This window comes from Microbacterium trichothecenolyticum, assembly GCF_030818955.1.
Lineage (GTDB): Bacteria > Actinomycetota > Actinomycetes > Actinomycetales > Microbacteriaceae > Microbacterium > Microbacterium trichothecenolyticum_B.
Window position 1 is genome coordinate 870,264 of record NZ_JAUTBF010000001.1, and the last position, 23,329, is coordinate 893,592.

Annotated in this window: 23 protein-coding genes; all 23 read left to right on the forward strand. The window is 71.1% G+C overall.

Annotation, left to right across the window (positions count from 1 at the left end):
• The first annotated feature begins 5 nt into the window (after positions 1–5).
• The gene (locus QE412_RS04210; protein WP_307480524.1) at positions 6–974 is read left to right on the forward strand and encodes an aspartate carbamoyltransferase catalytic subunit; all 969 of its coding nucleotides are present in this window, start codon (positions 6–8) and stop codon (positions 972–974) included.
• On the forward strand, positions 971–2,293 hold the full coding sequence (locus tag QE412_RS04215) for a dihydroorotase (RefSeq protein ID WP_307480527.1): 1,323 nt from the start codon (positions 971–973) through the stop codon (positions 2,291–2,293). Before QE412_RS04210 ends, QE412_RS04215 begins: the two co-directional genes overlap by 4 nt.
• On the forward strand, positions 2,290–2,793 hold the full coding sequence (locus QE412_RS04220) for a PH-like domain-containing protein (protein WP_307480529.1): 504 nt from the start codon (positions 2,290–2,292) through the stop codon (positions 2,791–2,793). The genes QE412_RS04215 and QE412_RS04220 overlap by 4 nt, the downstream gene beginning before the upstream one ends.
• Entirely contained in the window at positions 2,790–3,959 is a 1,170-nt protein-coding gene (gene carA, locus QE412_RS04225; protein ID WP_307480532.1) for a glutamine-hydrolyzing carbamoyl-phosphate synthase small subunit, read from the forward strand. The genes QE412_RS04220 and carA overlap by 4 nt, the downstream gene beginning before the upstream one ends.
• The gene (gene carB / locus QE412_RS04230; RefSeq protein ID WP_307480534.1) at positions 3,952–7,239 is read left to right on the forward strand and encodes a carbamoyl-phosphate synthase large subunit; all 3,288 of its coding nucleotides are present in this window, start codon (positions 3,952–3,954) and stop codon (positions 7,237–7,239) included. Before carA ends, carB begins: the two co-directional genes overlap by 8 nt.
• Positions 7,236–8,096, forward strand: a complete 861-nt coding sequence (gene pyrF / locus QE412_RS04235) for an orotidine-5'-phosphate decarboxylase (protein ID WP_307480537.1) — start codon at positions 7,236–7,238, stop codon at positions 8,094–8,096. Before carB ends, pyrF begins: the two co-directional genes overlap by 4 nt.
• Complete coding sequence (gene gmk / locus QE412_RS04240) at positions 8,089–8,994, forward strand: guanylate kinase (protein ID WP_307480539.1); 906 nt, start codon at positions 8,089–8,091, stop codon at positions 8,992–8,994. Before pyrF ends, gmk begins: the two co-directional genes overlap by 8 nt.
• Before the next feature lie 166 nt (positions 8,995–9,160).
• Positions 9,161–9,415, forward strand: coding sequence for a DNA-directed RNA polymerase subunit omega (gene rpoZ / locus QE412_RS04245; protein ID WP_055837405.1), 255 nt, complete (start codon positions 9,161–9,163; stop codon positions 9,413–9,415).
• A gap of 121 nt (positions 9,416–9,536) precedes the next feature.
• Positions 9,537–10,730 (forward strand): methionine adenosyltransferase, encoded by a 1,194-nt coding sequence (gene metK, locus QE412_RS04250; RefSeq protein WP_307480541.1) that lies wholly within the window; start codon positions 9,537–9,539, stop codon positions 10,728–10,730.
• Between the two features lie 69 nt (positions 10,731–10,799).
• Positions 10,800–12,782: a primosomal protein N' gene (locus tag QE412_RS04255; protein WP_307480543.1), complete on the forward strand. Its 1,983-nt coding sequence runs from the start codon at positions 10,800–10,802 to the stop codon at positions 12,780–12,782.
• A 55-nt stretch (positions 12,783–12,837) separates the two neighbouring features.
• Complete coding sequence (gene fmt / locus QE412_RS04260) at positions 12,838–13,755, forward strand: methionyl-tRNA formyltransferase (protein ID WP_307480547.1); 918 nt, start codon at positions 12,838–12,840, stop codon at positions 13,753–13,755.
• On the forward strand, positions 13,752–15,122 hold the full coding sequence (locus QE412_RS04265; RefSeq protein WP_307480550.1) for an RsmB/NOP family class I SAM-dependent RNA methyltransferase: 1,371 nt from the start codon (positions 13,752–13,754) through the stop codon (positions 15,120–15,122). The genes fmt and QE412_RS04265 overlap by 4 nt, the downstream gene beginning before the upstream one ends.
• Positions 15,123–15,262: 140 nt before the next feature.
• Positions 15,263–15,922, forward strand: a complete 660-nt coding sequence (gene rpe, locus QE412_RS04270; RefSeq protein ID WP_307480552.1) for a ribulose-phosphate 3-epimerase — start codon at positions 15,263–15,265, stop codon at positions 15,920–15,922.
• Positions 15,923–16,184: 262 nt separating this feature from the next.
• Complete coding sequence (locus tag QE412_RS04275) at positions 16,185–16,448, forward strand: phosphoribosyl-ATP diphosphatase (protein ID WP_307480554.1); 264 nt, start codon at positions 16,185–16,187, stop codon at positions 16,446–16,448.
• A 43-nt stretch (positions 16,449–16,491) separates the two neighbouring features.
• On the forward strand, positions 16,492–17,334 hold the full coding sequence (hisG, locus tag QE412_RS04280) for an ATP phosphoribosyltransferase (RefSeq protein WP_307480556.1): 843 nt from the start codon (positions 16,492–16,494) through the stop codon (positions 17,332–17,334).
• The gene (gene hisF, locus QE412_RS04285; protein ID WP_307480558.1) at positions 17,334–18,098 is read left to right on the forward strand and encodes an imidazole glycerol phosphate synthase subunit HisF; all 765 of its coding nucleotides are present in this window, start codon (positions 17,334–17,336) and stop codon (positions 18,096–18,098) included. Before hisG ends, hisF begins: the two co-directional genes overlap by 1 nt.
• Positions 18,095–18,433 carry a phosphoribosyl-AMP cyclohydrolase gene (gene hisI, locus QE412_RS04290; protein ID WP_307480560.1) on the forward strand — a complete coding sequence of 113 codons (339 nt, stop codon included), beginning with the start codon at positions 18,095–18,097 and terminating at the stop codon, positions 18,431–18,433. Before hisF ends, hisI begins: the two co-directional genes overlap by 4 nt.
• Positions 18,433–19,020, forward strand: coding sequence for a Trp biosynthesis-associated membrane protein (locus QE412_RS04295; RefSeq protein ID WP_307480565.1), 588 nt, complete (start codon positions 18,433–18,435; stop codon positions 19,018–19,020). The genes hisI and QE412_RS04295 overlap by 1 nt, the downstream gene beginning before the upstream one ends.
• A gap of 163 nt (positions 19,021–19,183) precedes the next feature.
• Positions 19,184–19,414 carry a DUF6704 family protein gene (locus QE412_RS04300; RefSeq protein WP_307480567.1) on the forward strand — a complete coding sequence of 77 codons (231 nt, stop codon included), beginning with the start codon at positions 19,184–19,186 and terminating at the stop codon, positions 19,412–19,414.
• A gap of 2 nt (positions 19,415–19,416) precedes the next feature.
• Entirely contained in the window at positions 19,417–20,193 is a 777-nt protein-coding gene (trpC, locus tag QE412_RS04305) for an indole-3-glycerol phosphate synthase TrpC (protein WP_307480570.1), read from the forward strand.
• The gene (gene trpB, locus QE412_RS04310; protein ID WP_307480572.1) at positions 20,190–21,521 is read left to right on the forward strand and encodes a tryptophan synthase subunit beta; all 1,332 of its coding nucleotides are present in this window, start codon (positions 20,190–20,192) and stop codon (positions 21,519–21,521) included. Before trpC ends, trpB begins: the two co-directional genes overlap by 4 nt.
• The gene (gene trpA / locus QE412_RS04315) at positions 21,518–22,309 is read left to right on the forward strand and encodes a tryptophan synthase subunit alpha (RefSeq protein ID WP_307480575.1); all 792 of its coding nucleotides are present in this window, start codon (positions 21,518–21,520) and stop codon (positions 22,307–22,309) included. Before trpB ends, trpA begins: the two co-directional genes overlap by 4 nt.
• 10 nt (positions 22,310–22,319) lie before the next feature.
• Positions 22,320–23,324 carry a prolipoprotein diacylglyceryl transferase gene (lgt, locus tag QE412_RS04320; RefSeq protein ID WP_307480578.1) on the forward strand — a complete coding sequence of 335 codons (1,005 nt, stop codon included), beginning with the start codon at positions 22,320–22,322 and terminating at the stop codon, positions 23,322–23,324.
• Positions 23,325–23,329: the final 5 nt, after the last annotated feature.

The window sequence follows — 23,329 nt, forward strand, 5'->3', positions numbered from 1 at the left end:
GAGTCATGAGACACCTGCTCGACACCCAGCACCTCTCGCGCGACGAGGCCCTGACGATCCTCGACGTCGCCGAGGACATGGCCGACACCCAGCGCCGCGAGGTCAAGAAGCTCCCGACGCTCCGCGGCAAGACCGTGGTCAACCTCTTCTTCGAGGACTCCACCCGCACGCGCATCTCGTTCGAGGCCGCGGCCAAGCGCCTCAGCGCCGACGTCATCAACTTCTCCGCGAAGGGCTCCAGCGTCAGCAAGGGCGAGTCCCTGCAGGACACCGCGCAGACCCTGCAGGCGATGGGGGCGGATGCCGTGGTCATCCGCCACGGAGCCTCCGGCGCCCCGCGCACCCTCGCCACCAGCGGCTGGATCACCGCCGGGGTCGTCAACGCCGGCGACGGCACGCACGAGCACCCCACGCAGGCGCTGCTCGACGCGTTCACCATCCGCAAGCGCCTCTTCGGCGACGACAGCCGGGGCCGCGATCTCAGCGGCATCCGGGTCACGATCGTCGGAGACGTGCTGCACTCGCGTGTCGCCCGCTCGAACGTGTGGCTGCTGCACACCCTCGGCGCGCACGTGACGCTCGTCGCCCCGCCGACCCTCGTGCCGCAGGACGTCAGCGGGTGGCCGGTCGAGATCGACTACGACCTCGATCACGCGATCGCCGCCGGACCCGACGCGCTCATGATGCTCCGCATCCAGCTCGAGCGCATGTCGGCGGCGTATTTCCCGACTGAACGGGAGTATTCGCGACGCTACGGGCTCGACGCACGACGCCTGGCGGCCCTGCCGACCGATAGCATTGTCATGCACCCCGGTCCGATGAACCGGGGTCTGGAGATCTCCGCCGAAGCCGCCGACTCGCCTCGTTCGACGGTGCTCGAACAGGTCACGAACGGCGTCTCCGTGCGAATGGCCGTGCTGTACCTGCTGTTGGCAGGGGAGCGGCCCGACACCGAGAAAGAGGACCTTCGATGAGCCACGCCACCCCCCAGACCCTGCTGGTCCGCGGCGCGCGCGTCGAGGGTCAGGATGCCACAGACCTCCTCGTCCGTGACGGCGTCATCGCCGAGACCGGCACCGGTCTGTCGCACGAGGGCGCCACTGTCATCGACGCCGACGGGCTCATCGCCCTGCCCGGCCTCGTCGACCTGCACGTGCACCTGCGCGAGCCCGGGTTCGAGGCATCCGAGACCGTCCTCACCGGCTCCCGCGCCGCCGCCGCGGGCGGCTTCACCACCGTCTTCGCCATGCCGAACACCTCGCCCACGGCCGACACCGCCGGCGTCGTCGAGCAGGAGCTGGCGCTCGGTGAGGCTGCCGGCTACGTGCACGTGCAGCCCATCGGCGCCGTCACGGTCGGGCAGAAGGGCGAGCGCCTCGCCGAGCTCGGCGCGATGGCCGACTCCCGCGCCCGAGTCCGCGTCTTCAGCGACGACGGCTTCTGCGTCTTCGACCCGCTCATCATGCGCCGGGCGCTGGAGTACGTGAAGGCGTTCGACGGCGTGATCGCCCAGCACGCGCAAGACCCGCGGCTCACCGAGGGCGCCCAGATGAACGAGGGCGCCGTCTCGGCCGAGCTCGGCCTGACCGGCTGGCCGGCCGTCGCCGAGGAGTCGATCATCGCCCGCGACGTGCTGCTGGCCGAGCACGTGGGCTCGCGCCTGCACGTGTGCCACCTCAGCACCGCAGGCTCGGTCGACATCATCCGCTGGGCCAAGAAGCGCGGCGTGAACGTCACCGCCGAGGTGACCCCGCACCACCTGCTCCTGACCGACGAGCTCGTGCGCGACTACGACGCCCGGTACAAGGTCAACCCGCCGCTGCGCCGCGAAGAAGACGTGATGGCCGTGCGCGAGGGTCTCGCCGACGGCACGATCGACATCGTCGCCACCGACCACGCGCCGCACCCCGCCGAGGCGAAGGCCTGCGAGTGGTCGGCGGCGGCGAACGGCATGGTGGGTCTCGAGAGCGCCCTGCGGGTCGTGCACCACGCCATGGTCGAGACCGGCCTGCTCGACTGGGCCGATGTCGCCCGCGTGATGTCGGCGACCCCGGCGCGCATCGGTCGCCTCGACGGCCACGGTACCCCGGTCGCCGCGGGGCAGCCCGCGAGCTTCACGCTGTACGACCCCCGCCCGTCGCGCACCTTCGGTCTCGACGACCTGCGCGGCCGCAGCAAGAACTCGCCCTACCTCGGGCGCGAGCTGCCCGGCGAGGTGCGCTGGACCGTGCGCGCCGGCATCCCGACCGTCGTCGACGGCGCGCTGCTCGACGCGCCGGGAGTGCTCGCGTGACGCGCGAGGGCGCCCTGCTCGTCATGGCCGGTGTGGCCGTCGTCGTGCTGGCCCTGCTCGCCTGGGCCTGGGCGCGACGAACGCGGCGCGATGCGCGCTACACCGCCCCGGTGGGGGAGCTGCCCGACGACGCCGTCCAGACCGCGGTGTTCTCGGGGCTCTACGTCGCCACGACCCGGCACGACGAGCCGCTCGAGCGTCTCGCCATCAAGGGTCTCGGCTTCCGCTCCCGCGTCGACGTCACCGTCACCACGGCCGGCGTCGCCCTCGACCTGCCGGGCCAGCCCCGCATCGCGCTCACCCGCGACCGCCTGGTGGATGCAGCCCAAGCCACCGTCGCGATCGACCGCGTGGTCGAACCGGACGGCCTGACCCGCGTCAGCTGGCGCATCGACGACGACACCGTCGTCGACACCTACCTCCGCCCTCAGGACGCCTCGGCGAAAGCCCTCGCCGACGCGATCCGCCCCCTCCTCCCCACGACAGGAAGCGACGCATGACCGCCCTGATCACGACAGACCCCGCCGTCCTGGTCCTCGAAGACGGCACCCGCTACACCGGCCGCGCATACGGCCGGCGCGGTGAGACCCTCGGTGAGGTCGTCTTCGCCACCGGCATGACCGGGTACCAGGAGACGATCACCGACCCGTCCTACGCCGGCCAGATCGTGCTGCAGACCGCCCCGCACATCGGCAACACCGGCGTGAACGACGAAGACCCCGAGTCCCGCCGCATCTGGGTCGCCGGCTACGTCGTGCGCGACCCCTCGCGCATGGTGTCGAACTGGCGCGCCAACCGCTCGCTCGACGACGCGCTCGTCGAAGACGGCATCGTCGGCATCTCCGGCATCGACACCCGCGCCGTGACCCGCCGCATCCGCTCCTCCGGGAGCATGCGCGGCGGCGTCTTCTCCGGCGAGTTCGCAAACCTGGATGCCGACGAGCAGCTGCGCCGCGTGCGCGAGGCCCCGGGCATGGCGGGCCGCAACCTCTCCGCCGAGGTCTCGGTCACCGAGGTCGAGGTCACCCCCGCCACCGCCGAGCGCATCGGCAACCTCGCCGTGCTCGACCTCGGCGTCAAGCAGTCCACGATCGACAACCTCGCCGCCCGCGGCTTCGACGTGCACGTCTTCCCGCAGTCGGCCACGATCGAGCAGATCCGCGCCATCGAGCCCGTCGCGGCGTTCTACTCGAACGGCCCCGGCGACCCCGCGGCATCCGACCAGCACGTCGAGCTGCTGCGCGCCGTGCTCGGCGACGGACTGCCGTTCTTCGGCATCTGCTTCGGCAACCAGCTGCTGGGTCGCGCCCTCGGCTTCGGCACGTACAAGCTGCCGTTCGGGCACCGCGGCATCAACCAGCCCGTGCTCGACAAGACCACCGGTCGTGTCGAGATCACCTCGCAGAACCACGGCTTCGCCGTCGACGCGCCGCTCGACCAGGTCGTCGACAGCCCGCACGGATTCGGTCGCGTCGAGGTCAGCCACATCGGCCTCAACGACAACGTCGTGGAGGGCCTGCGCGCCCTCGACATCCCCGCGTTCAGCGTGCAGTACCACCCCGAGGCCGCTGCCGGACCCCACGACGCCAACTACCTGTTCGACCGCTTCCGCGACATGGTGCTCGCGAACATTCAGACCAACTCGGAGACTCAGAAGAATGCCTAAGCGCGACGACATCCACTCCGTCCTCGTCATCGGCTCCGGCCCGATCGTCATCGGTCAGGCCTGCGAGTTCGACTACTCCGGCACCCAGGCGTGCCGCGTCCTGCGCGAAGAGGGGGTGCGCGTCATCCTCGTCAACTCCAACCCGGCGACGATCATGACCGACCCCGACTTCGCCGACGCGACCTACATCGAGCCCATCACCCCCGAGGTGATCGAGTCGATCATCGCCAAGGAGAAGCCGGATGCCATCCTCCCCACCCTCGGTGGGCAGACGGCCCTGAACGCCGCGATCCAGCTGCACAAGCTCGGCATCCTCGAGAAGTACGACGTCGAGCTCATCGGCGCCGACTTCGAGGCGATCAACCGCGGTGAGGACCGCCAGATCTTCAAGCAGCTCGTGCTCGACGCGGGCGCCGACGTCGCGGACTCCGTCATCTGCCACACGATGGACGAGCTGCTCGCCGGTGCCGAGAAGCTCGGCTACCCGCTGGTCGTTCGCCCCTCGTTCACGATGGGGGGCCTCGGCTCGGGCTTCGCGTACGACGAGGCCGACCTGCGCCGCATCGGCGGCGCGGGCCTGCACGACTCGCCCACCACCGAGGTGCTGCTCGAGGAGTCGATCCTCGGGTGGAAGGAGTACGAGCTCGAGCTCATGCGCGACACCCACGACAACACCGTGGTGGTCTGCTCGATCGAGAACGTCGACCCCGTCGGCGTGCACACCGGCGACTCGATCACCGTCGCTCCGGCGCTGACGCTCACCGACCGCGAGTACCAGAAGATGCGCAACATCGGCATCGACATCATCCGCGCCGTCGGCGTCGACACCGGTGGCTGCAACATCCAGTTCGCCGTCGACCCCAAGACCGGGCGCATCATCGTCATCGAGATGAACCCGCGCGTCTCGCGCTCGTCGGCGCTGGCGTCGAAGGCGACGGGCTTCCCGATCGCCAAGATCGCCGCCAAGCTCGCCATCGGGTACCGCCTCGACGAGATCCCGAACGACATCACCAAGGTGACCCCGGCGAGCTTCGAGCCCACGCTCGACTACGTCGTGGTCAAGGTGCCGCGCTTCAACTTCGAGAAGTTCCCCGCCGCCGACACCACGCTCACCACCACCATGAAGTCGGTGGGTGAGGCGATGGCCATCGGCCGCAACTACACCACGGCCCTCCAGAAGGCGCTGCGCTCGCTCGAGAAGCGCGGCTCCAGCTTCCACTGGGGCGAGGAGTCGCGTTCGGTCGACGAGCTGCTCGAGATCGCGAAGACCCCGACCGACGGCCGCATCATCGTGCTGCAGCAGGCGCTGCGCCTGGGCGCCACGCCCGAGCAGGCGTTCGATGCGACGGCGATCGACCCGTGGTTCATCGACCAGATCGTGCTGATCAACGAGGTCGCCGAGTTCATCGGCGCGGCCAAGAAGCTGGATGCCGACACCCTCCGCCTGGCGAAGGAGCACGGTTTCAGCGACGCCCAGATCGCTCAGATCCGCGGCATCGACGAGGCCGAGGTGCGCGAGAGCCGCTACGCGCTCGATGTGCGCCCGGTCTACAAGACCGTCGACACCTGCGCGGGGGAGTTCCCGGCCCTGACGCCGTACCACTACTCCTCCTACGACGCCGAGACCGAGGTCACGCCCTCCGACCGCACGAAGGTCGTCATCATCGGCTCGGGTCCCAACCGCATCGGCCAGGGCGTCGAGTTCGACTACTCGTGCGTGCACGCGTCGTTCGCGCTGTCGGATGCCGGGTACGAGACCGTCATGGCCAACTGCAACCCCGAGACCGTGTCGACCGACTACGACACCTCCGACCGCCTGTACTTCGAGCCGCTCACGCTCGAGGACGTGCTCGAGGTACTGCACGCCGAGAGCCAGTCCGGCACCATCCTCGGCGTCGTCTGCCAGCTCGGCGGTCAGACGCCGCTGGGCCTGGCGAAGGGCATCGAGGCCGCGGGCTACACGATCCTCGGCACCAGCCCCGAGGCGATCGACCTCGCCGAGGAGCGCGAGCTGTTCTCGCGCTTGCTCGACGACGCCGGCCTCGTCGCGCCCCGCAACGGCACCGCGATCGACGTCGAGGGCGCCGTGCAGGTGGCCGAGGAGATCGGCTACCCGGTGCTCGTGCGCCCGAGCTTCGTGCTCGGCGGGCGCGGCATGGAGATCGTCTACTCGACCGAGGCGCTGCGCGACTACTTCGTGCGCGTCGCCGACCAGGCCATCATCGGCCCCGGGCTCCCGCTGCTCGTCGACCGCTTCCTCGACGACGCCGTGGAGCTCGACGTCGACGCACTGTTCGACGGCACCGACCTGTACATCGGCGGCGTCATGGAGCACCTCGAAGAGGCCGGCATCCACTCCGGCGACTCCTCGTGCACGCTGCCGCCCGTCTCGCTCGGCCGCACCGAGGTCGACCGCGTCCGCGCGGCGACCCTCGCCATCGCCAAGGGCGTCGGCGTCCGGGGCCTGTTGAACGTGCAGTTCGCGATCTCGGCCGGCGTGCTCTACGTCATCGAGGCGAACCCCCGCGCGAGCCGCACCGTGCCGTTCGTGTCGAAGGCGCTCGGCATCCCGCTCGCCAAGGCCGCCAGCCGCATCATGGCCGGCAGCACCATCGCCGAGCTCATCGCCGAGGGACTGCTCCCCGAGAACGACGGCTCGCGCGTTCCGCTCGATGCGCCCGTCGCGGTCAAAGAGGCGGTGCTGCCGTTCAAGCGGTTCCGCACCGCCGACGGTCGCACCGTCGACAGCGTGCTCGGGCCCGAGATGCGCTCCACCGGCGAGGTCATGGGCATCGACCGCGACTTCCCGACCGCGTTCGCGAAGTCGCAGGAGGCCGCGTACGGCGGGATGCCGACCTCGGGCACCGTGTTCATCTCGGTCGCCGACGCCGACAAGCGCGCCGTCATCCTGCCCGCCCACCGGCTGCAGGAGCTCGGCTTCGAGCTCATGGCGACCGAGGGCACGGCCGAGATCCTCGCGCGCAACGGCATCCGCGTGCAGGTCGTCGAGAAGTACTCCGAGACGCAAGCCACCGGTGAGCAGAACGTCGTCGACCTCATCAACGCCGGCGAGATCGACATGATCGTCAACACCCCTTCGGGCGGCACCGCGCGCGCCGACGGTTACGAGATCCGCGCCGCGGCGGTCGCCGGCGACAAGGCGTTGTTCACCACGATGGCCGTCCTCGGTGCCGCGGTGAGCGCTCTGGGCGCGATGAAGGACGGCTTCGACGTCCGCAGCCTGCAGGAGTACGCCATCGACCGCGCGGGCCGTTTGTGAGCGAGACGTTCGGCCAGCGCCTCAGCGCCGCCCTCGATCTGCACGGCGCCCTGTGCGTCGGCATCGACCCCCACGCCGCGCTGCTGTCGGCGTGGGGGCTGGATGCCACGGCCGAGGGCGCGCGCGAGTTCGGCCTGCGCACGGTCGAGGCCGCCGCGGGCCGCGTCGGGGTCGTGAAGCCCCAGGTCGCGTTCTACGAGCGGTACGGCTCTCGCGGTTTCGCGGCACTGGAGGACGTCATGTCTGCCGCGCGTGCCGCCGGGCTGCTCGTGATCGCCGACGCCAAGCGCGGTGACATCGGCACGACCATGGAGGGCTACGCCCACGCGTGGCTCGAGCCCGGATCACCCCTCGAAGCGGATGCCGTGACCCTGTCGCCCTACATGGGCGCCGACTCGCTGCGCGACACGCTCTCGCTGGCGATACACAACGGCAAGGGCGCGTTCGTCCTGACCGCGACGAGCAATCCCGAGGCCCGCCCCGTGCAGAGCGCGATCGTCGACGACACCCTCGCCGTCGGTGATCACGAGCACGTGGCGGCGCGCGTGGCGCACGACGTCAACGAGGCGAACATCGGCGCGCCCGGTGCACTCGGTCCCGTGGGCGTCGTCGTGGGTGCCACGGTCGAGCGTGCGGCGTTCGGCCTCACCGACGTGGCCCTCGCGGGCATGCCGATCCTCGCGCCCGGCTTCGGGGCGCAGGGCGCCGAGCCCGCCGACCTCGTCCGCCTGTTCGGTTACGTCGCGAAGGGCGTCGTGGCGAACGAGAGCCGCAGTATCCTCGCGGTCGGCCCCGACCGTCTCGCTACCCGCATCGACCAGCGCGCCGCGCTGTACCGGGAGTCCTCGCATGGCTGAGAATCGCCGTCCGCCCGAGGTCGATCGCGCGGCCGCGTCGCGCCGTGCCGTCGAAGCGCGTCGCGAACGCGCCGCACTCAAGCGCGACGTGTCGACGCGCGTCATCACGCCACAGGAACTGCTGCGCCGCGGTCTCGCCGCGCCCCTGTCGGCGGCCGGTGCGATGCGCGTGACCGAGTTCCTCACCGCCATCCCCGCCATCGGCGAGAGCAAGCGCGACCGTATCCTCGCCTCGCTCGGCATCTCGCCGGTCAAGCGCCTCGGCGGTCTCGGCACGCGTCAGCGCGACGCGCTGCTCGGGTTCCTCGACGCGCGGTGGCCCGAGCCGGGTCCGCGCGAGGGTCGCAGTCGCCTGATCGTGCTGGCGGGCCCGACGGCGGTCGGCAAGGGCACGGTGGCCGCCCACATCAAGGAGAACTACCCCGAGATCCATCTCTCGGTCTCGACGACGACGCGCGCGCCCCGCCCCGGCGAGGTCGAGGGGGAGCACTACTATTTCGTCGACGACGCCGAGTTCGACCGGCTGGTCGCCGCGGGTGAGCTGCTGGAGTGGGCCGTCGTGCACAACCAGAACCGGTACGGCACGCCGCGCGCCCCGATCGAGCGGGTGCTCGCCGAGGGCGGCACCGCTCTGCTCGAGATCGATCTGCAGGGCGCCCGGCAGGTGCGGGCCGCCGATCCGTCGGCGACCCTGGTGTTCCTCCTCCCGCCGAGCTGGGACGAGCTCGTGCAGCGCCTCGTCGGACGCGGGACCGAGGATGCCGAGGAGCGCGACCGGCGCCTGCGCACCGCTCGTGTCGAGCTGGCCGCGCAGAACGAGTTCGACTACCGCGTGGTCAACGACGAGGTCGCGCGCGCCGCGGCCGAGGTCGTGGCCCTCGCCGCCGCGCAACGCTGAGGCGGCGGCGGGGCCTCACCGCCCTTGCGATCCGCCCCGGAACAGCCGATCACGACCCGCCTGGCGCCCCTCGGCACGGACTCAGCCGGTGTCAGCTAGAATCAGAGGATGCTTCGGCGCTCCCGGCGCCGCATCCACCCCATCCCGCCGAACCAGGAGGTTCCCCATGGCCGGACGTGACAAGGGCATCATCGACCCGCCCATCGACGCTCTGCTCGACAAGGTCGACTCGAAGTACCAGCTCGTCATCTACGCGTCCAAGCGTGCGCGACAGATCAACGACTACTACTCCGACCTGCACGAGGGAAACCTCTTCGACAACGTGGGCCCGCTGGTCGACTCCACCGTCGAAGACAAGCCCCTCACGATCGCACTCCACGAGATCCACGAAGACAAGCTGCGCCTGCGCGCGGCGGAGTAATCCGCAGTCCTGTCCTTCACAGTCGTGATCTGTTCACAGATGTGACGATGCCCCGGACGGCTCGCCGCCGTCCGGGGCATACTTGTGCCCGTCCCCAGCCCGCCAGTAGTCCGGAGCCGTCTTGAGCGATCTGCGCCTGTTCACATCCGAGTCCGTCACCGAAGGACACCCCGACAAGATCTGCGATCAGATCTCCGACAGCATCTTGGATGCCATCCTCACCGACGACCCCACCGGGCGCGTCGCCGTCGAGACCCTCGTGACGACCGGACTCGTGCACGTGGCCGGTGAGGTGTCGACGAGCGCCTACGTCGAGATCCCCGCGATCGTACGCGGCGTCGTCAACCGCATCGGGTACACCTCGAGCGACACCGGCTTCGACGGCGAGTCGTGCGGCGTGTCCGTCTCGATCGGCGCGCAATCGTCCGACATCGCCGCCGGCGTCAACAAGGCGTTCGAGCAGCGCGAGCGCGGCTCCGTCGATCCCCGCGATCTGCAGGGCGCGGGCGACCAGGGCATCATGTTCGGATTCGCCACGAACGAGACCCCGCAGCTCATGCCGATGGCCGCGTGGACCGCTCACCGCATCGCCGAGCGACTGGCATCCGTTCGCAAAGACGGCACCCTGCCGTTCCTCCGCCCCGATGGCAAGACACAGGTCACTTTGGGCTACGACGGCTTCACACCGCGCAGCGTGGACTCGGTGGTGCTGTCGACGCAGCACCACCCCGACATCTCGCAGGAAGACCTGCGGGCGCAGGTGCAGGCCGCGGTCATCGACCCGGTCCTGGCCGAGACGGGTCTCGAGCTGCCCGATGTGAAGTACTACATCAACCCGGCCGGCCCCTTCGTCATCGGCGGCCCGAAGGGCGACGCCGGTCTCACCGGCCGCAAGATCATCATCGACACGTATGGCGGAGCCTCGCGCCACGGCGGCGGTGCCTTCAGCGGCAAAGACCCGTCGAAGGTCGACCGTTCCGCCGCCTACGCCATGCGCTGGGTCGCCAAGAACGCCGTCGCCGCCGGCCTCGCCGACCGCCTCGAGGTGCAGGTCGCGTACGCGATCGGCAAGGCCAACCCCGTGGGCCTGTACGTCGAGTCGTTCGGCACCGCGCACGTGGCCGACGAGGTGATCGTCCGCGCCATCCGCGACGTGTTCGACCTGCGCCCCGCGGCCATCGTCGACCAGCTCGACCTGCTCCGCCCGATCTACGCGCAGACCGCGACGTACGGCCACTTCGGCCGCGAGCTCCCCGACTTCACCTGGGAGCGCACCGACCGCGTCGACGAGCTGCGCGCGGCCGCCGGGCTCTGACGGTGGCGCAGGCGCCGCGCAGGGCGTCTCCGCTCCCGCGGCGGGGCTCGCGCACGGGGGAGTCCCGCGGTGAGTAAGCGCCGCGTCGCCCGCGTGCAGCTCGAATCGCCCGTCCCCCAGCTCGACCGCCTCTTCGACTACGCCGTCCCGCATCCCCTCGTGGCCGATACGGCACCGGGTGTGCGGGTGAAGGTGCCGTTGCGTTCCGCGGGCCGCATGATGGACGCCTTCGTGGTCGACGTGGTCGCCGACGACGGCACCGAGCGGCCCCTGTCGTCGATCGAGGCGGTGGTATCGCCGATGCCGGTGCTGCCCGAACGGTTGTACACCCTCGCGCGGCGCGTGGCCGATCGCGCCGCAGGATCAGTGAGCGACGTCCTGCGCCTGGCCGTGCCCAAGCGCATGGTGAGGGCAGAGAAAGCGTGGGCGGCAGCACCCCCGCCCGAGATACCCGAGGTGGTCCCGGCATCCGGCTCCCGCGCGGAACAGCTGCTCGCGCCCTACCCGGGACTGGCCGCCGCGCTCGACGCGGGCGAGCGGGTGGCGCTCGATGCCCCGCCGTACCCGAGCGGCGACCTTCCGCGCGGGGCATGGGCCGACCTGCTCGCCGCCGCCGCCGTGCGCACCCTCGCTCGGGGTCGCAGCGCCGTGCTCGTCGTGCCCGACTACCGCGACCAGGCGCAGGTGCTCGCCGCCCTCGCAGAGCTCGTGACCCCGGATGCCATCGTGCGCGACGACGCGGACCAATCCGGCCCCGCCCGCTACGCGCAGTACCTGCGCACCCTGGCGCCCGTGCCGTGCATCGTCGTCGGTCGCCGCTCCGGCGTCTACGCCCCCGCACATGACACGGGTCTCGTCGCGATCTGGGACGACGGCGACTCGCTGCTGTCCGAACCGCTCGCCCCGGGTGTCCACGCGCGCGACGCGGCGCTGGTCCGCCAAGAGCTCGAGCACTCGGCGCTGCTGTTCGCCGGTCATACCCGCACGACCGATGTGCAGCGGCTGGTCGAGGTGGGCTACGTGCGCGAGATCGCGCAGACCCGGCGCCCCAGCCCGCGTGTCGTGCTCAGCGCGACGCGCGAGGGCGAGCAGCGACAATCGCGCGTGCCCTCCTCGGCGTTCGCCGCGGCCCGAGAGGCTCTGAAGAGCGGGCCGGTACTCGTTCAAGTCGCCCGCCCCGGGTACGCGCCATCGCTCGTGTGCGCCGACTGCCGTCGACCCGCCCGGTGTCAGCACTGCGCGGGCCCCCTGCGCGCGGCCCGCCCCGGCGCGACGCCGGTGTGCGCCTGGTGTGGACGCAGTGCCCACGCGTGGACATGCGGGCACTGCGGCTCCGCCAAACTGCGCATGGCGTCGTCGGGCAGCGAACGCACCGCCGACGAGCTGGGTCGCGCGTTCCCGAACACGCGGGTGATCGTGGCCGACGGGACGCATCCCGTGGCCGAGGTCGACGCACACCCCGCTCTCGTCATCGCCACGCGCGGCGCGGAACCGCTCGCCCGCGGGGGCTATCACGCCGTGATCCTGCTCGACGGCGACCGCATGCTGCAGAACGAGGCGCTGCGCATCGGCGAGCACTGCCTGCGGTGGTGGTCGAACGCCGCCGCCCTCGCCGCTCCCGGCGCGCCCGTGCACCTGGTCGGCGTCGCCGGGCCCGTCGCCCGGGCTTTGGCGACCTGGACTCAGCCCGCGTATGCCCGCGCCGAGTTGGCCGATCGCGCTCCGCTGCGCATGCCACCGGCCGTACGCGTCGCCAGCGTCGACGGACACGCCCGCAACGTCGACACGCTGCTGGCGTCTCTGCGAGAGAGCGTGCCCGACCTCGATCCGCTGGCCGTGCTCGGCCCGGTCGACACGTCGGAGAGCCCCGACGTCGCCACCTCCCGCGCGCTCGTGCGCTTCGACTACGCCCACGGCCGGGCGGTCGCCGACGCCCTGCGGGCGGGCGTGATCGCCGACGCCCTCCGGGCCCGCAAGCCGCGCAAAGACCGCGGGCCGAAGCCGCGCAGTACGCTCAGAGTCCGCCTCGACATCCCCGAGCCCGACCTCTGAGCGCGGCACGTCGCTTCGCCGCACCCGCCCGCTCACACCCCGTCTGAGGAGAACCATGCGCCTCGTCTTCGCCGGCACCCCCGCCGTCGCCGTCCCTTCGCTGCGAGCTCTGGCATCCGGGCCGCACGAGATCGCCGCGGTCGTCACCCGCTCCGACGCCCCTCTCGGGCGCAAGCGCGTGTTGACGCCGTCGCCCGTCGCCCAGGCTGCAGACGAGCTCGGACTCCCGGTGATCAAGGCCGACCGCCTCGACGCCGACGCGACCGATCGCATCGCCGCCCTCGCGCCCGAGCTGGGGGTGATCGTGGCGTACGGCGGCCTGGTGCGCGAGCCGCTGCTGTCCACCCCGGCCCACGGCTGGATCAACCTGCACTTCTCGCTGCTTCCGCGCTGGCGCGGTGCCGCACCCGTGCAGCGGGCCCTCATCGCGGGCGACACCGTGACCGGCGCGAGCGTGTTCCAGCTGGTCGCCGCACTCGACGCGGGCGACGTGTTCGCCGAGGAGCGCTACGAGATCCCCGGCGGAGCGACCGCGGCCGACGCGCTCGACGACCTGGCGGACCTCGGGGCGCCGCTGCTGGCCCGCGTGGTCGACGGCATCGCCGAGGGAACCGCCGTCGCGACGCCGCAGCAGGGCGAAGCGACGCTCGCCCCCAAGCTCACGTTCGAAGACGGCGCCCTCGACTTCGCCCGCGACGCCCAGAGCCTCCTGCATCGCATCGCCGGGGTGACGCCCGAGCCCGGCGCGCACACCACCCTCGACGGCGCACGGTTCAAAGTGCTGCGTGCCACCCCCACCGACGCGCCCCCCATCCCGCCCGGGCACGTCGTGGCATCCGGCAAAGACGTCCTCGTCGGCACGGCGACGACCCCGCTGCGTCTCGAGAGCGTCCAGCCGGCCGGCAAGGCAGCGATGGACGCGGGCGACTGGTTCCGCGGCCTGCGCACGAGCGATCCGGTGCTCGGCGCATGAGCGTGCAGGGAGCGCGCGCCGTCGCCTACGAGGTGCTGCGCGCCGTCTCGGACGACGGGGCGTACGCAAATCTGCTCCTGCCGCACGCGATCGTGCGCGCGGGTTTGGATGCCAAAGACGCCGGCCTCGCGACAGAACTGACGTACGGGACCCTGCGCCGCCGCGGCACGTACGACGCGATCATCGCCGTGGCCGCCGACCGGACCGTCGACCGCATCGCCCCGGCCGTCCTCGACGCGCTGCGACTCGGCGTGCATCAGCTGCTGTCGACGCGTGTCGCCTCGCACGCCGCCGTGAACGAGTCGGTCGAGCTCGCACGCCGCAACGGCGGCGGCAAGGGCGCCGCGGGATTCGCCAACGCGGTGCTGCGCCGCATCTCGCGCGACAACCCGGGGGAGTGGATGCAGCGCATCGCCGCCGCGGCACGCAGTGACGACGAGCGCATCGGCGTCACCACCTCGCACCCGGTGTGGATCGTGCGAGCACTGCGCCGGGCGCTGACCGCCGAGGGTCGCGCCGACGAACTCGACGGCCTGCTCGAGGCCGACAACGTCGCCCCGCGCGTCGCGATGATCGCGCTGCCCGGTCTGGCCGAGGTTCCCGACGACGCGACCCCCGCGCGGTACGCCCCGAGCGCGTTCACCACTCGCGGCGGAGACCCCGAGCACCTCATCCGCGCCTCCGACGGGCGGATCCGCGTACAGGACGAGGGGTCGCAGCTCGCCGCCCTCGCCCTGAGCCGTGCCATGCCGATCCGCGCGGGGGAGCGGTGGCTCGACCTCTGCGCCGGCCCGGGCGGCAAGACGGCCCTGCTGGCCGCCGAGGCCCTCGCGGCAGGTGCGCATCTCGACGCCAACGAGATCGCGCCGGCGCGTGCCGGCCTCGTGCGCCACGCCGTGGCATCCGTCCCCCTCGACGTCGAGGTGAGCGAGGAGGACGGACGCGAACGCGCGGCCCACTCGCCCGAGGCGTACGACCGTATCCTCGTCGATGCGCCGTGCACGGGGATCGGTGCGCTGCGCCGCCGGCCCGAGGCGCGCTGGCGGAAGACCCCCGCCGATGTTCCCGACCTCACCGCGTTGCAGCGAGAACTGGTGCTGGCGGCGTTCGAGGCCCTCACACCGGGCGGTGTCGTGGCGTACGTGACCTGCTCTCCGCATCTGGCCGAGACCTCGGGCGTTCTCGCCGAGGTCAGGCGCGAGCTCGGCGACCGGGTCGAAGAACTCGACGCCCGCGCGATCGTGCGGTCGGTGTCGGTCGACGACATCGACCTGCCCGCCCAGGCCGACGGCTCGCTGCGCGCTCAGCTCTGGCCGCACCGCCACGGCACCGACGCGATGTCGATCGCTCTCCTGCGCAAGCGCTGACCGCACCCGTCCCCTTCCTGTTGAGTGTCCAAGACACGCCGCATCCGTCCGGCACCGTGCGGCGTGTCTTGGACACTCGACGAGCGGAGCGCGCCGCGCTCGCGCAGGGCCGCGCGGTCGGGCGCGCCCATAATGGGTGAGTGCCCCGCATCAACCCGAGCATCCTCGCCGCCGACTTCGTCAACATGCAGGCCGAGCTCGCGCGCATCGCCGGCGCCGACTTCGTGCACGTCGACGTCATGGACAACCACTTCGTGCCGAACCTCACGTTCGGGCCGCAGATGGTGGGCCGCATCCAGGAGACCAGCCCGGTGCCACTCGACGTGCACCTGATGATCGACGATCCCGACCGGTGGGCTCCGGCCTACGCCGAGTTGGGCGCGGCGTCCGTCACCTTCCACCTCGAGGCCGCGGCATCCCCGATCGCTCTTGCCCGTCAGCTGCGTGCGATCGGTGCCCGTGCGGGCGTCGCCGTCAAACCCGGCACCCCGGTCGAGAACCTCTTCGATTCGCTCAACGAGTTCGATCAGATCCTCGTGATGACGGTCGAGCCGGGCTTCGGCGGGCAGTCGTTCATGCCCGAGACCATGCCGAAGCTCCGCGCCCTCGCCGATGAGGCCAAGCGCCGCGGATCGAACGTGTGGCTGCAGGTCGACGGCGGCATCGGGGAGTCGACGATCGCGCAGGCCGCCGAGGCCGGAGCCGATACGTTCGTCGCCGGCTCCGCCGTGTTCGGCGCCGACGATCCCGACCGGGCCATCCAGTCGCTGCGTGCCGCGGCGGCTCGACACCACCACTGAGCGACCCGGCATCCCCGTCGCGCACGCCGGTGCTGTCCGCCGGCGCTCACGAGCCGGTCGCCCGTCCGCACCGCTGGCGCCGGCTCGCCACCGCACCGCCGGCCGCCCTCCCACGCATAAACGCGATCGACGCGCATAAACGCGCTCTCCCCGCGTTTCTGCGAGCAGAAAGCGTTTATGCGTGTCAGACGCCCGACACACCTCCCGCCTCACGCGCACCCCGCGGCACCGCCCACCCCCGCCGACCCGATACCCTGGATGCGTGAAGACCTTCGACGACCTGTTCGCGGAACTCAGCGCCAAGGCCGTCGAGCGACCCGCCGGCTCCGGCACCGTGGCCCAGCTCGATGCGGGCGTGCACGCGATCGGCAAGAAGATCGTCGAAGAGGCCGCCGAGGTGTGGATGGCCGCGGAGTACGAGTCCGACGCCGCCGCCGCCGAGGAGATCTCGCAGCTGCTGTACCACCTGCAGACGCTCATGCTCGCGAAGGGCCTGTCGCTCGAAGACGTCTACCGACATCTCTGAGCCCGCGCCCCGCCCCGCTCACTCCAACACGAAAGCCCCCGTCATGCTGCGCATCGCCGTGCCGAACAAGGGGTCGCTCGCCGAGACCGCCGCCGAGATGCTCTCGGAGGCCGGTTACACCGGACGACGCGACTCGAAAGACCTTTACACCGTCGACCCCGTCAACGAGGTCGAGTTCTTCTACCTCCGTCCCCGTGACATCGCGACCTACGTCGGCTCCGGTGCCCTCGACGTCGGCATCACCGGCCGCGACCTGCTGCTGGATGCCCGCATGCCCGGCGCCCGCGAGGTCGAGTCGCTCGGCTTCGCCGGCTCCACGTTCCGCTTCGCGGGTCGCCCCGGCCGCTTCACCGACGTCGAAGACCTGCAGGGCCTTCGCGTCGCCACCGCCTACCCGGGCCTCGTCGACGCCTTCCTCGACGAGCGCGGCGTCGCCGTCGACATCGTGCCGCTGGACGGCGCGGTCGAGTCGGCCGTGCAGCTCGGAGTGGCGGATGCCGTCGCCGACGTCGTCTCGACCGGCACGACGCTGCGCCAGGCGGGGCTCGAGATCTTCGGACCCGTGCTCCTCGAGAGCGACGCGGTGCTCATCGCCGGTCCCAACGACGTCGAGGGCACCGAGACGTTGCTGCGGCGCCTGCGCGGAGTCCTCGCGGCCCGCAAGTACGTCCTCATCGACTACGACCTGCCGACGGCCCTCATCGACCAGGCGATCGCCGTCGCCCCCGGGCTGGAGTCGCCGACGATCTCGCCGCTGCGCGACCCGGAATGGGTCGCCGTGCGCGTCATGAGCCCGCGCCGCGACGTCAACCGCGTCATGGACGAGCTGTACGCGATCGGCGCGCGCGCGATCCTCGTCACCGAGATCCTCGCCGCGAGGCTCTGATGACTCTCGCGCGTCGCGTCATCCCGTGCCTCGACGTCGCGGCCGGCCGCGTCGTGAAGGGCGTGAACTTCCTCGACCTGCGCGACATGGGAGACCCCGTCGAACTGGCGAAGCTGTACTTCGAGCAGGGTGCCGACGAGGTCACCTTCCTCGACGTCACCGCGACCGTCGACGAGCGCTCGACCACGTACGACGTGGTGCGCCGCACCGCGGAGCAGGTCTTCATCCCGCTCACCGTCGGCGGGGGAGTGCGCTCCGCCGACGACGTCGCGCGCCTGCTCGCGGTCGGCGCCGACAAGATCGGCGTGAACTCCGCCGCGATCGCGCGTCCGGACCTGATCGACGAGATCGCCGACCGCTTCGGCGCGCAGGTGGTCGTGCTGTCCCTCGACGTCAAGCGCGCGGCATCCACGCCGTCCGGCTTCGTCGTGACGACGCACGGCGGCCGCACCGAGACCACCCTCGACGCCCTCGAGTGGGCACGCGAGGCGGTCGAACGCGGCGCGGGCGAACTGTTGGTCAACTCGATCGACGCCGACGGCACGAAGCAGGGCTTCGACCTCGAGCTCGTCCGCCTCATGCGCCAGGTCGCCGCCGTCCCGGTCATCGCCTCCGGCGGTGCGGGCGCTCTGGAGCACTTCGCCCCCGCCATCCAGGCCGGCGCCGACGCCGTGCTCGCGGCATCCGTGTTCCACTCCGCCCAGCTCACCGTCGGACAGGTCAAGGACGCCATGGCGGCCGAGGGGATCGAGGTGCGCCGATGAGCGTCGAGCGCGTCACGTACAACGCCGACGGCCTGGTGCCGGCGGTCATCCAGCAGTTCGACTCGCGCGAGGTGCTGATGATGGGGTGGATGGATGCCGAGGCCCTGAACCGCACGCTGACCACCGGCCGCGTGACGTTCTGGTCGCGCTCGCGTCAGGAGTACTGGCGCAAGGGCGACACCTCGGGCCACATCCAGCTCGTGAAGGGCGCACGCCTGGACTGCGACGGCGACACGCTGCTGATCGAGGTCGACCAGATCGGCGCGGCCTGCCACACCGGCGACCACACGTGCTTCGACGCCGACGACCTGCACCCGGTCGTAGGAGAGCGCTGATGCGCCGCGCCCGCTCGACGGCGGTGCTCGCGATGCTCCTCGCCGGGGCGATCGGTGTGATCGCCTCGACGCAGACCTGGATCGAGGTCACCCTCGACGACGGCGCACAACAGACCCTCGCCGTGCCGGGCGCCGACGCGCTGCCCGTGCTCACCCCGTTGAGCCTGGCCGCTCTGGCTCTCGGCGCGGCCCTGTCGATCGTCGGCCCGGTCATGCGCTACGTCTTCGGTGCTCTCGGCCTGCTGATCGCCGCGTTCATGGGCGTCGGCACCGTGCAGATGATCGTCGCCACACCCGTCGCCGCAACGGCGGCCACGGTCACCGAGGCCACCGGCATCTCGGGAACGGATGCCGTGGCCTCCCTCGTGACGGACATGTCGCTCACCCCATGGCCCGTCGTCACCCTGCTCGCTCAGATCGTGCTCGCGGCAGCCGCGGCGTTCACCCTTGCCACGGCGCACCGCTGGACCTCGGGCGCGAGCCGCAAGTACCGCACCGCCGCCGAGGCCGGGGGAGACGCGGGTCGCCCGCACGACGCGATCGACTCGTGGGACGACCTGTCGCGCGGCGACGACCCCACGGCCTGACGTCTTCGCCATCCCACGCGAACCGGACGCGCGCAAGCCATCATCGCCGCGAGAGCACCGCCGGACCGCACGACATCGAGACGTCGCGCCAGCAGCCCACCCGCGCTTCGATAGACTGAGTCGACGCTTTCCCCCGCGCCCACGCGCGACTGTAAGGAGCCCCATGAGCAACCCCATCGGCGATCCCGGCCACGGACACTCGCCCGCCGCCTGGACGGCCGTGATCATCATGCTCGTCGCCTTCACGCTCGGCACGCTGTTCTTCTGGCTCGACATGCCCGTGCTCGTGTGGGCCTCGGTGGCTCTGCTCGTCGTCGGCGCGATCGTCGGCTGGGCCATGGGCAAGGCCGGTTACGGCGCGAACGGCGACAAGTACCAGCCGAAGGCGCACTGACCGTGCTGGCCGATCTCACGGCCGGGGCAGTGGAAGATGCCGAGCAGCGCGCTGAGGCGCGGTCGCTCGCCGATGTCGAACGCGAGGCCCTCGCGCAGACGCCGCCGCGCGACGCCCTGGCCATGCTCGCCCCCGCCGACCGCGTGAAGATCATCGCCGAGGTCAAGCGCGCGAGCCCCTCGCGCGGCGACCTCGCCGCCATCCCCGACCCCGCGCGACAGGCTCGCCTGTACGAAGAGGGCGGTGCTTCCGCCATCTCGGTGCTCACCGAGGGCCGCAAGTTCAAGGGCAGCCTCGCCGACCTCGAGGCCGTCCGCGCCGCCGTCGGCGTGCCCGTGCTGCGCAAAGACTTCATCGCCACGCCCTACCAGGTGCTCGAGGCCCGCGCGTCGGGCGCCGATCTGGTGCTGCTCATCGTCGCCGCCCTCGACCAGAAGACGCTGACCGAGCTGTACGGCCTCGTCACCGATCTCGGTATGACCGCCCTGGTCGAGACGCATTCCGCCGACGAGCTCGAGCGCGCCGCCGACCTGGGCGCGAAGCTCATCGGCGTCAACGCCCGCAACCTCTCGACCTTCGAGCTCGACCGTGACCTGTTCGGCTCACTGGCCGACCGCTTCCCGGCCGATGCGGTCAAGATCGCGGAGTCGGCCGTGCTCACACCGGCCGACGTCGCCCACTACCGCGCCGCGGGCGCCGACGTCGTGCTGGTGGGCGAGGCTCTCGTCACCGGCGACCCGGTCGCCACGCTCCGCGCGTTCCTCCAGGAGACACCATGACCACGCGCCTGCGCGAACAGAAGGGACCGTTCTTCGGTTCCTTCGGCGGCCGTTACATGCCCGAGTCGCTCATCGCCGCGATCGACGAGCTCACCGCGGTCTACGAGTCGGCGATGGCCGACCCGGAGTTCCACGCGGAGCTGACCGCGCTTCTGCACGACTACGCCGGGCGCCCGTCGGTGCTGACCGAGGTTCCGCGCTTCGCCGCGCACGCGGGCGGCGCCCGCGTGTTCCTCAAGCGCGAAGACCTCAATCACACCGGGTCGCACAAGATCAACAACGTCCTCGGCCAGGCGCTGCTGACCAAGCGCCTCGGCAAGACCCGCGTCATCGCCGAGACCGGCGCGGGCCAGCACGGCGTGGCGACGGCCACCGCCGCGGCACTGTTCGGCCTGGACTGCGTCATCTACATGGGCGAGGTCGACACCGAGCGCCAGGCGCTCAACGTCGCCCGCATGCGTCTGCTGGGTGCGGAGGTCGTCCCGGTGACCACCGGCTCGCGTACCTTGAAGGATGCCATCAACGAGGCGTATCGCGACTGGGTGGCGTCGGTCGAGACGACGAACTACATCTTCGGCACCGCCGCGGGGCCGCACCCGTTCCCCGCCATGGTCCGTGACTTCCAGAAGATCATCGGCGAAGAGACGCGGGCACAGTTCCTCGACCGCCTCGGCCGTCTGCCCGACGCGGTGTTCGCCTGCGTCGGTGGCGGTTCGAACGCGATCGGCATGTTCGACGCCTTCCTCGACGACGAGGGTGTCGCGCTCTACGGCGTCGAGGCGGCCGGCGATGGCGTCGACACGCCCCAGCACGCGGCCTCGATCGAGCGCGGTCGCCCCGGCGTCTTGCACGGCGCACGCACCTACGTGCTGCAAGACGAAGACGGCCAGACCATCGAATCGCACTCGATCTCCGCGGGTCTCGACTACCCCGGCGTCGGTCCGGAGCACGCGTGGCTCCACGACATCGGGCGGGCGCACTACATCCCCGCCACCGACGACGAGGCGATGCAGGCTCTGCGTCTGTTGTCGCGCACCGAGGGCATCATCCCGGCCATCGAGTCCGCGCACGCCCTTGCCGGGGCCCTGCGCGTGGGGCGTGAGCTCGGACCGGATGCCGTCATCGCGATCTGCCTGTCCGGCCGCGGCGACAAAGACATGGACACCGCCGCGCGCTACTTCGACCTGTACGACGCCGATCACGCGCCCGAGCACGCCGAGGGCCGCGTGCAGACGCGCGCCGCCGACGCGGTGGCATCCGCCCCCGGCTCGCCCGTCGACGTGACGCCGGCACCCGATGCCGCGAGCGGTGCGGGGGTCGAGCTGTGACCTCGCGCGTCTCCGCCGCAATCGAGGCCGCCCACGCACAGGACCGCGGCGCGTTCGTCGGCTACCTTCCGGCCGGCTACCCCGACGTCGCGACGAGCATCGAAGCCGCCGTCGCTCTCGCCGAAGCCGGCGCCGACGTCATCGAGCTGGGCCCGCCGTACAGCGATCCCGTGATGGACGGGCTCGTGATTCAAGAGGCCACGCAGGTCGCGCGCGAGAACGGCTTCCGCATGCCCGATCTGTTCACGATCATTCGCGAGGTCTCGGCGCGCACCGACGTTCCGGTCCTGGTGATGGCGTACTGGAACCTCATCGAGCAGTGGGGCGTGGACCGGTTCGCCGACGATCTCGCCGCCGCGGGCGGCGCGGGCCTCATCACGCCGGACATCACCCCCGAGGCTGCCACCGACTGGATCTCGGCGAGCGAGCGCACCGGCCTCGACCGCGTGTTCCTCGCGGCCCCCACCTCGTCGGACGAGCGCCTCGAGATGATCGTCGGGGCCTCGACCGGCTTCGTCTACACCGTCTCGACCATGGGTATCACGGGGGAGCGCGCCAGCCTGGATGCCGCAGCCCGCCGCCTCGTCGAGCGTCTGCGCACGTTCGGGGTCGAGCACGCCTGCGTGGGCATCGGTATCTCGAACGCCGCACAGGTGGCCGGTGTCGTCGACTACGCCGATGGTGCCATCGTCGGCACGGCGCTGGTGAAAGCGCTGCGCGACGGCGGAGTCGAGGGGTTGTCCACTCTCGCTCGGGAGCTGTCCGCGGGCACCGCGCGGCGCGCCTAGACTCGTTCGCATGACGTTCGCCCTCTCGAGCGCCGCCTCCGGCGTGCTCGCCAGCATCCCGAGTCCGTCGATCTCCTACGTCGACCTCGGTCCGCTCCGCATCCACTTCTATGCCCTGTGCATCGTCGCGGGCATCATCGTCGCGATCTTCCTCACGAACGCGCGCCTGACGCGTCGAGGAGCCGAGAAGTGGGTCGTCATCGACATCTGCCTGCTGGCGGTGCCGCTGGCGATCGTCGTCGCCCGTATCTACCACGTGCTCACGCACGCGGGCTTCTACTTCGGCCCGGGCTCGAACCCGTGGAACATCACCCAGCCCGGCTCGGTGTGGGCCATCTGGGAGGGCGGCATCGCCATCTACGGCGCGCTCATCGGCGGCGCCATCGGCGCCATCCTCGGCTGCAAGTGGACCGGAATCCGGTTCTGGACCTTCGCCGACGCGCTCGCTCCGGGCCTCATCATCGCCCAGGCGATGGGGCGCTTCGGCAACTGGTTCAACCAGGAGCTCTTCGGCCAGCCGACCGACCTGCCGTGGGGTCTCGAGATCGCTCCCGGGAATCCGGCCATCCCCGTCGGACTGCCAACCGGCACGCTTTTCCAGCCGACTTTCCTGTACGAAGTGCTCTGGAATCTGGTGGGCGCGGCGGTCATTCTCTGGGTCGGCAAGAAGTTCACGCTGCAGTGGGGAAAGCAGTTCGCGATCTACCTCGTGTGGTACTCCGCGGGCCGCATCGTCTGGGAATCCATCCGGATCGACCCCAGCGACATCATTCTGGGACTGCGCACCAATGTGTGGGCCGCGATCATCGGCGTCGTGCTCGGGATCGTCATCTTCGTCGTGCAGTCGCGTCGTCACCACGGCCTCGAGCCGTCGCCGTACGCGCCGGGGCGAGAATCCAAGGCTCCCGGGGTTGTAGACTCAGGCGACCCCTCTGACTTCGTCGACGTGAGCGAGCCGCCCGCGACGAGCGAGACCGTCGGCACCAGCGCCACAAGCAGCCCCGCCACGAACTAACATCT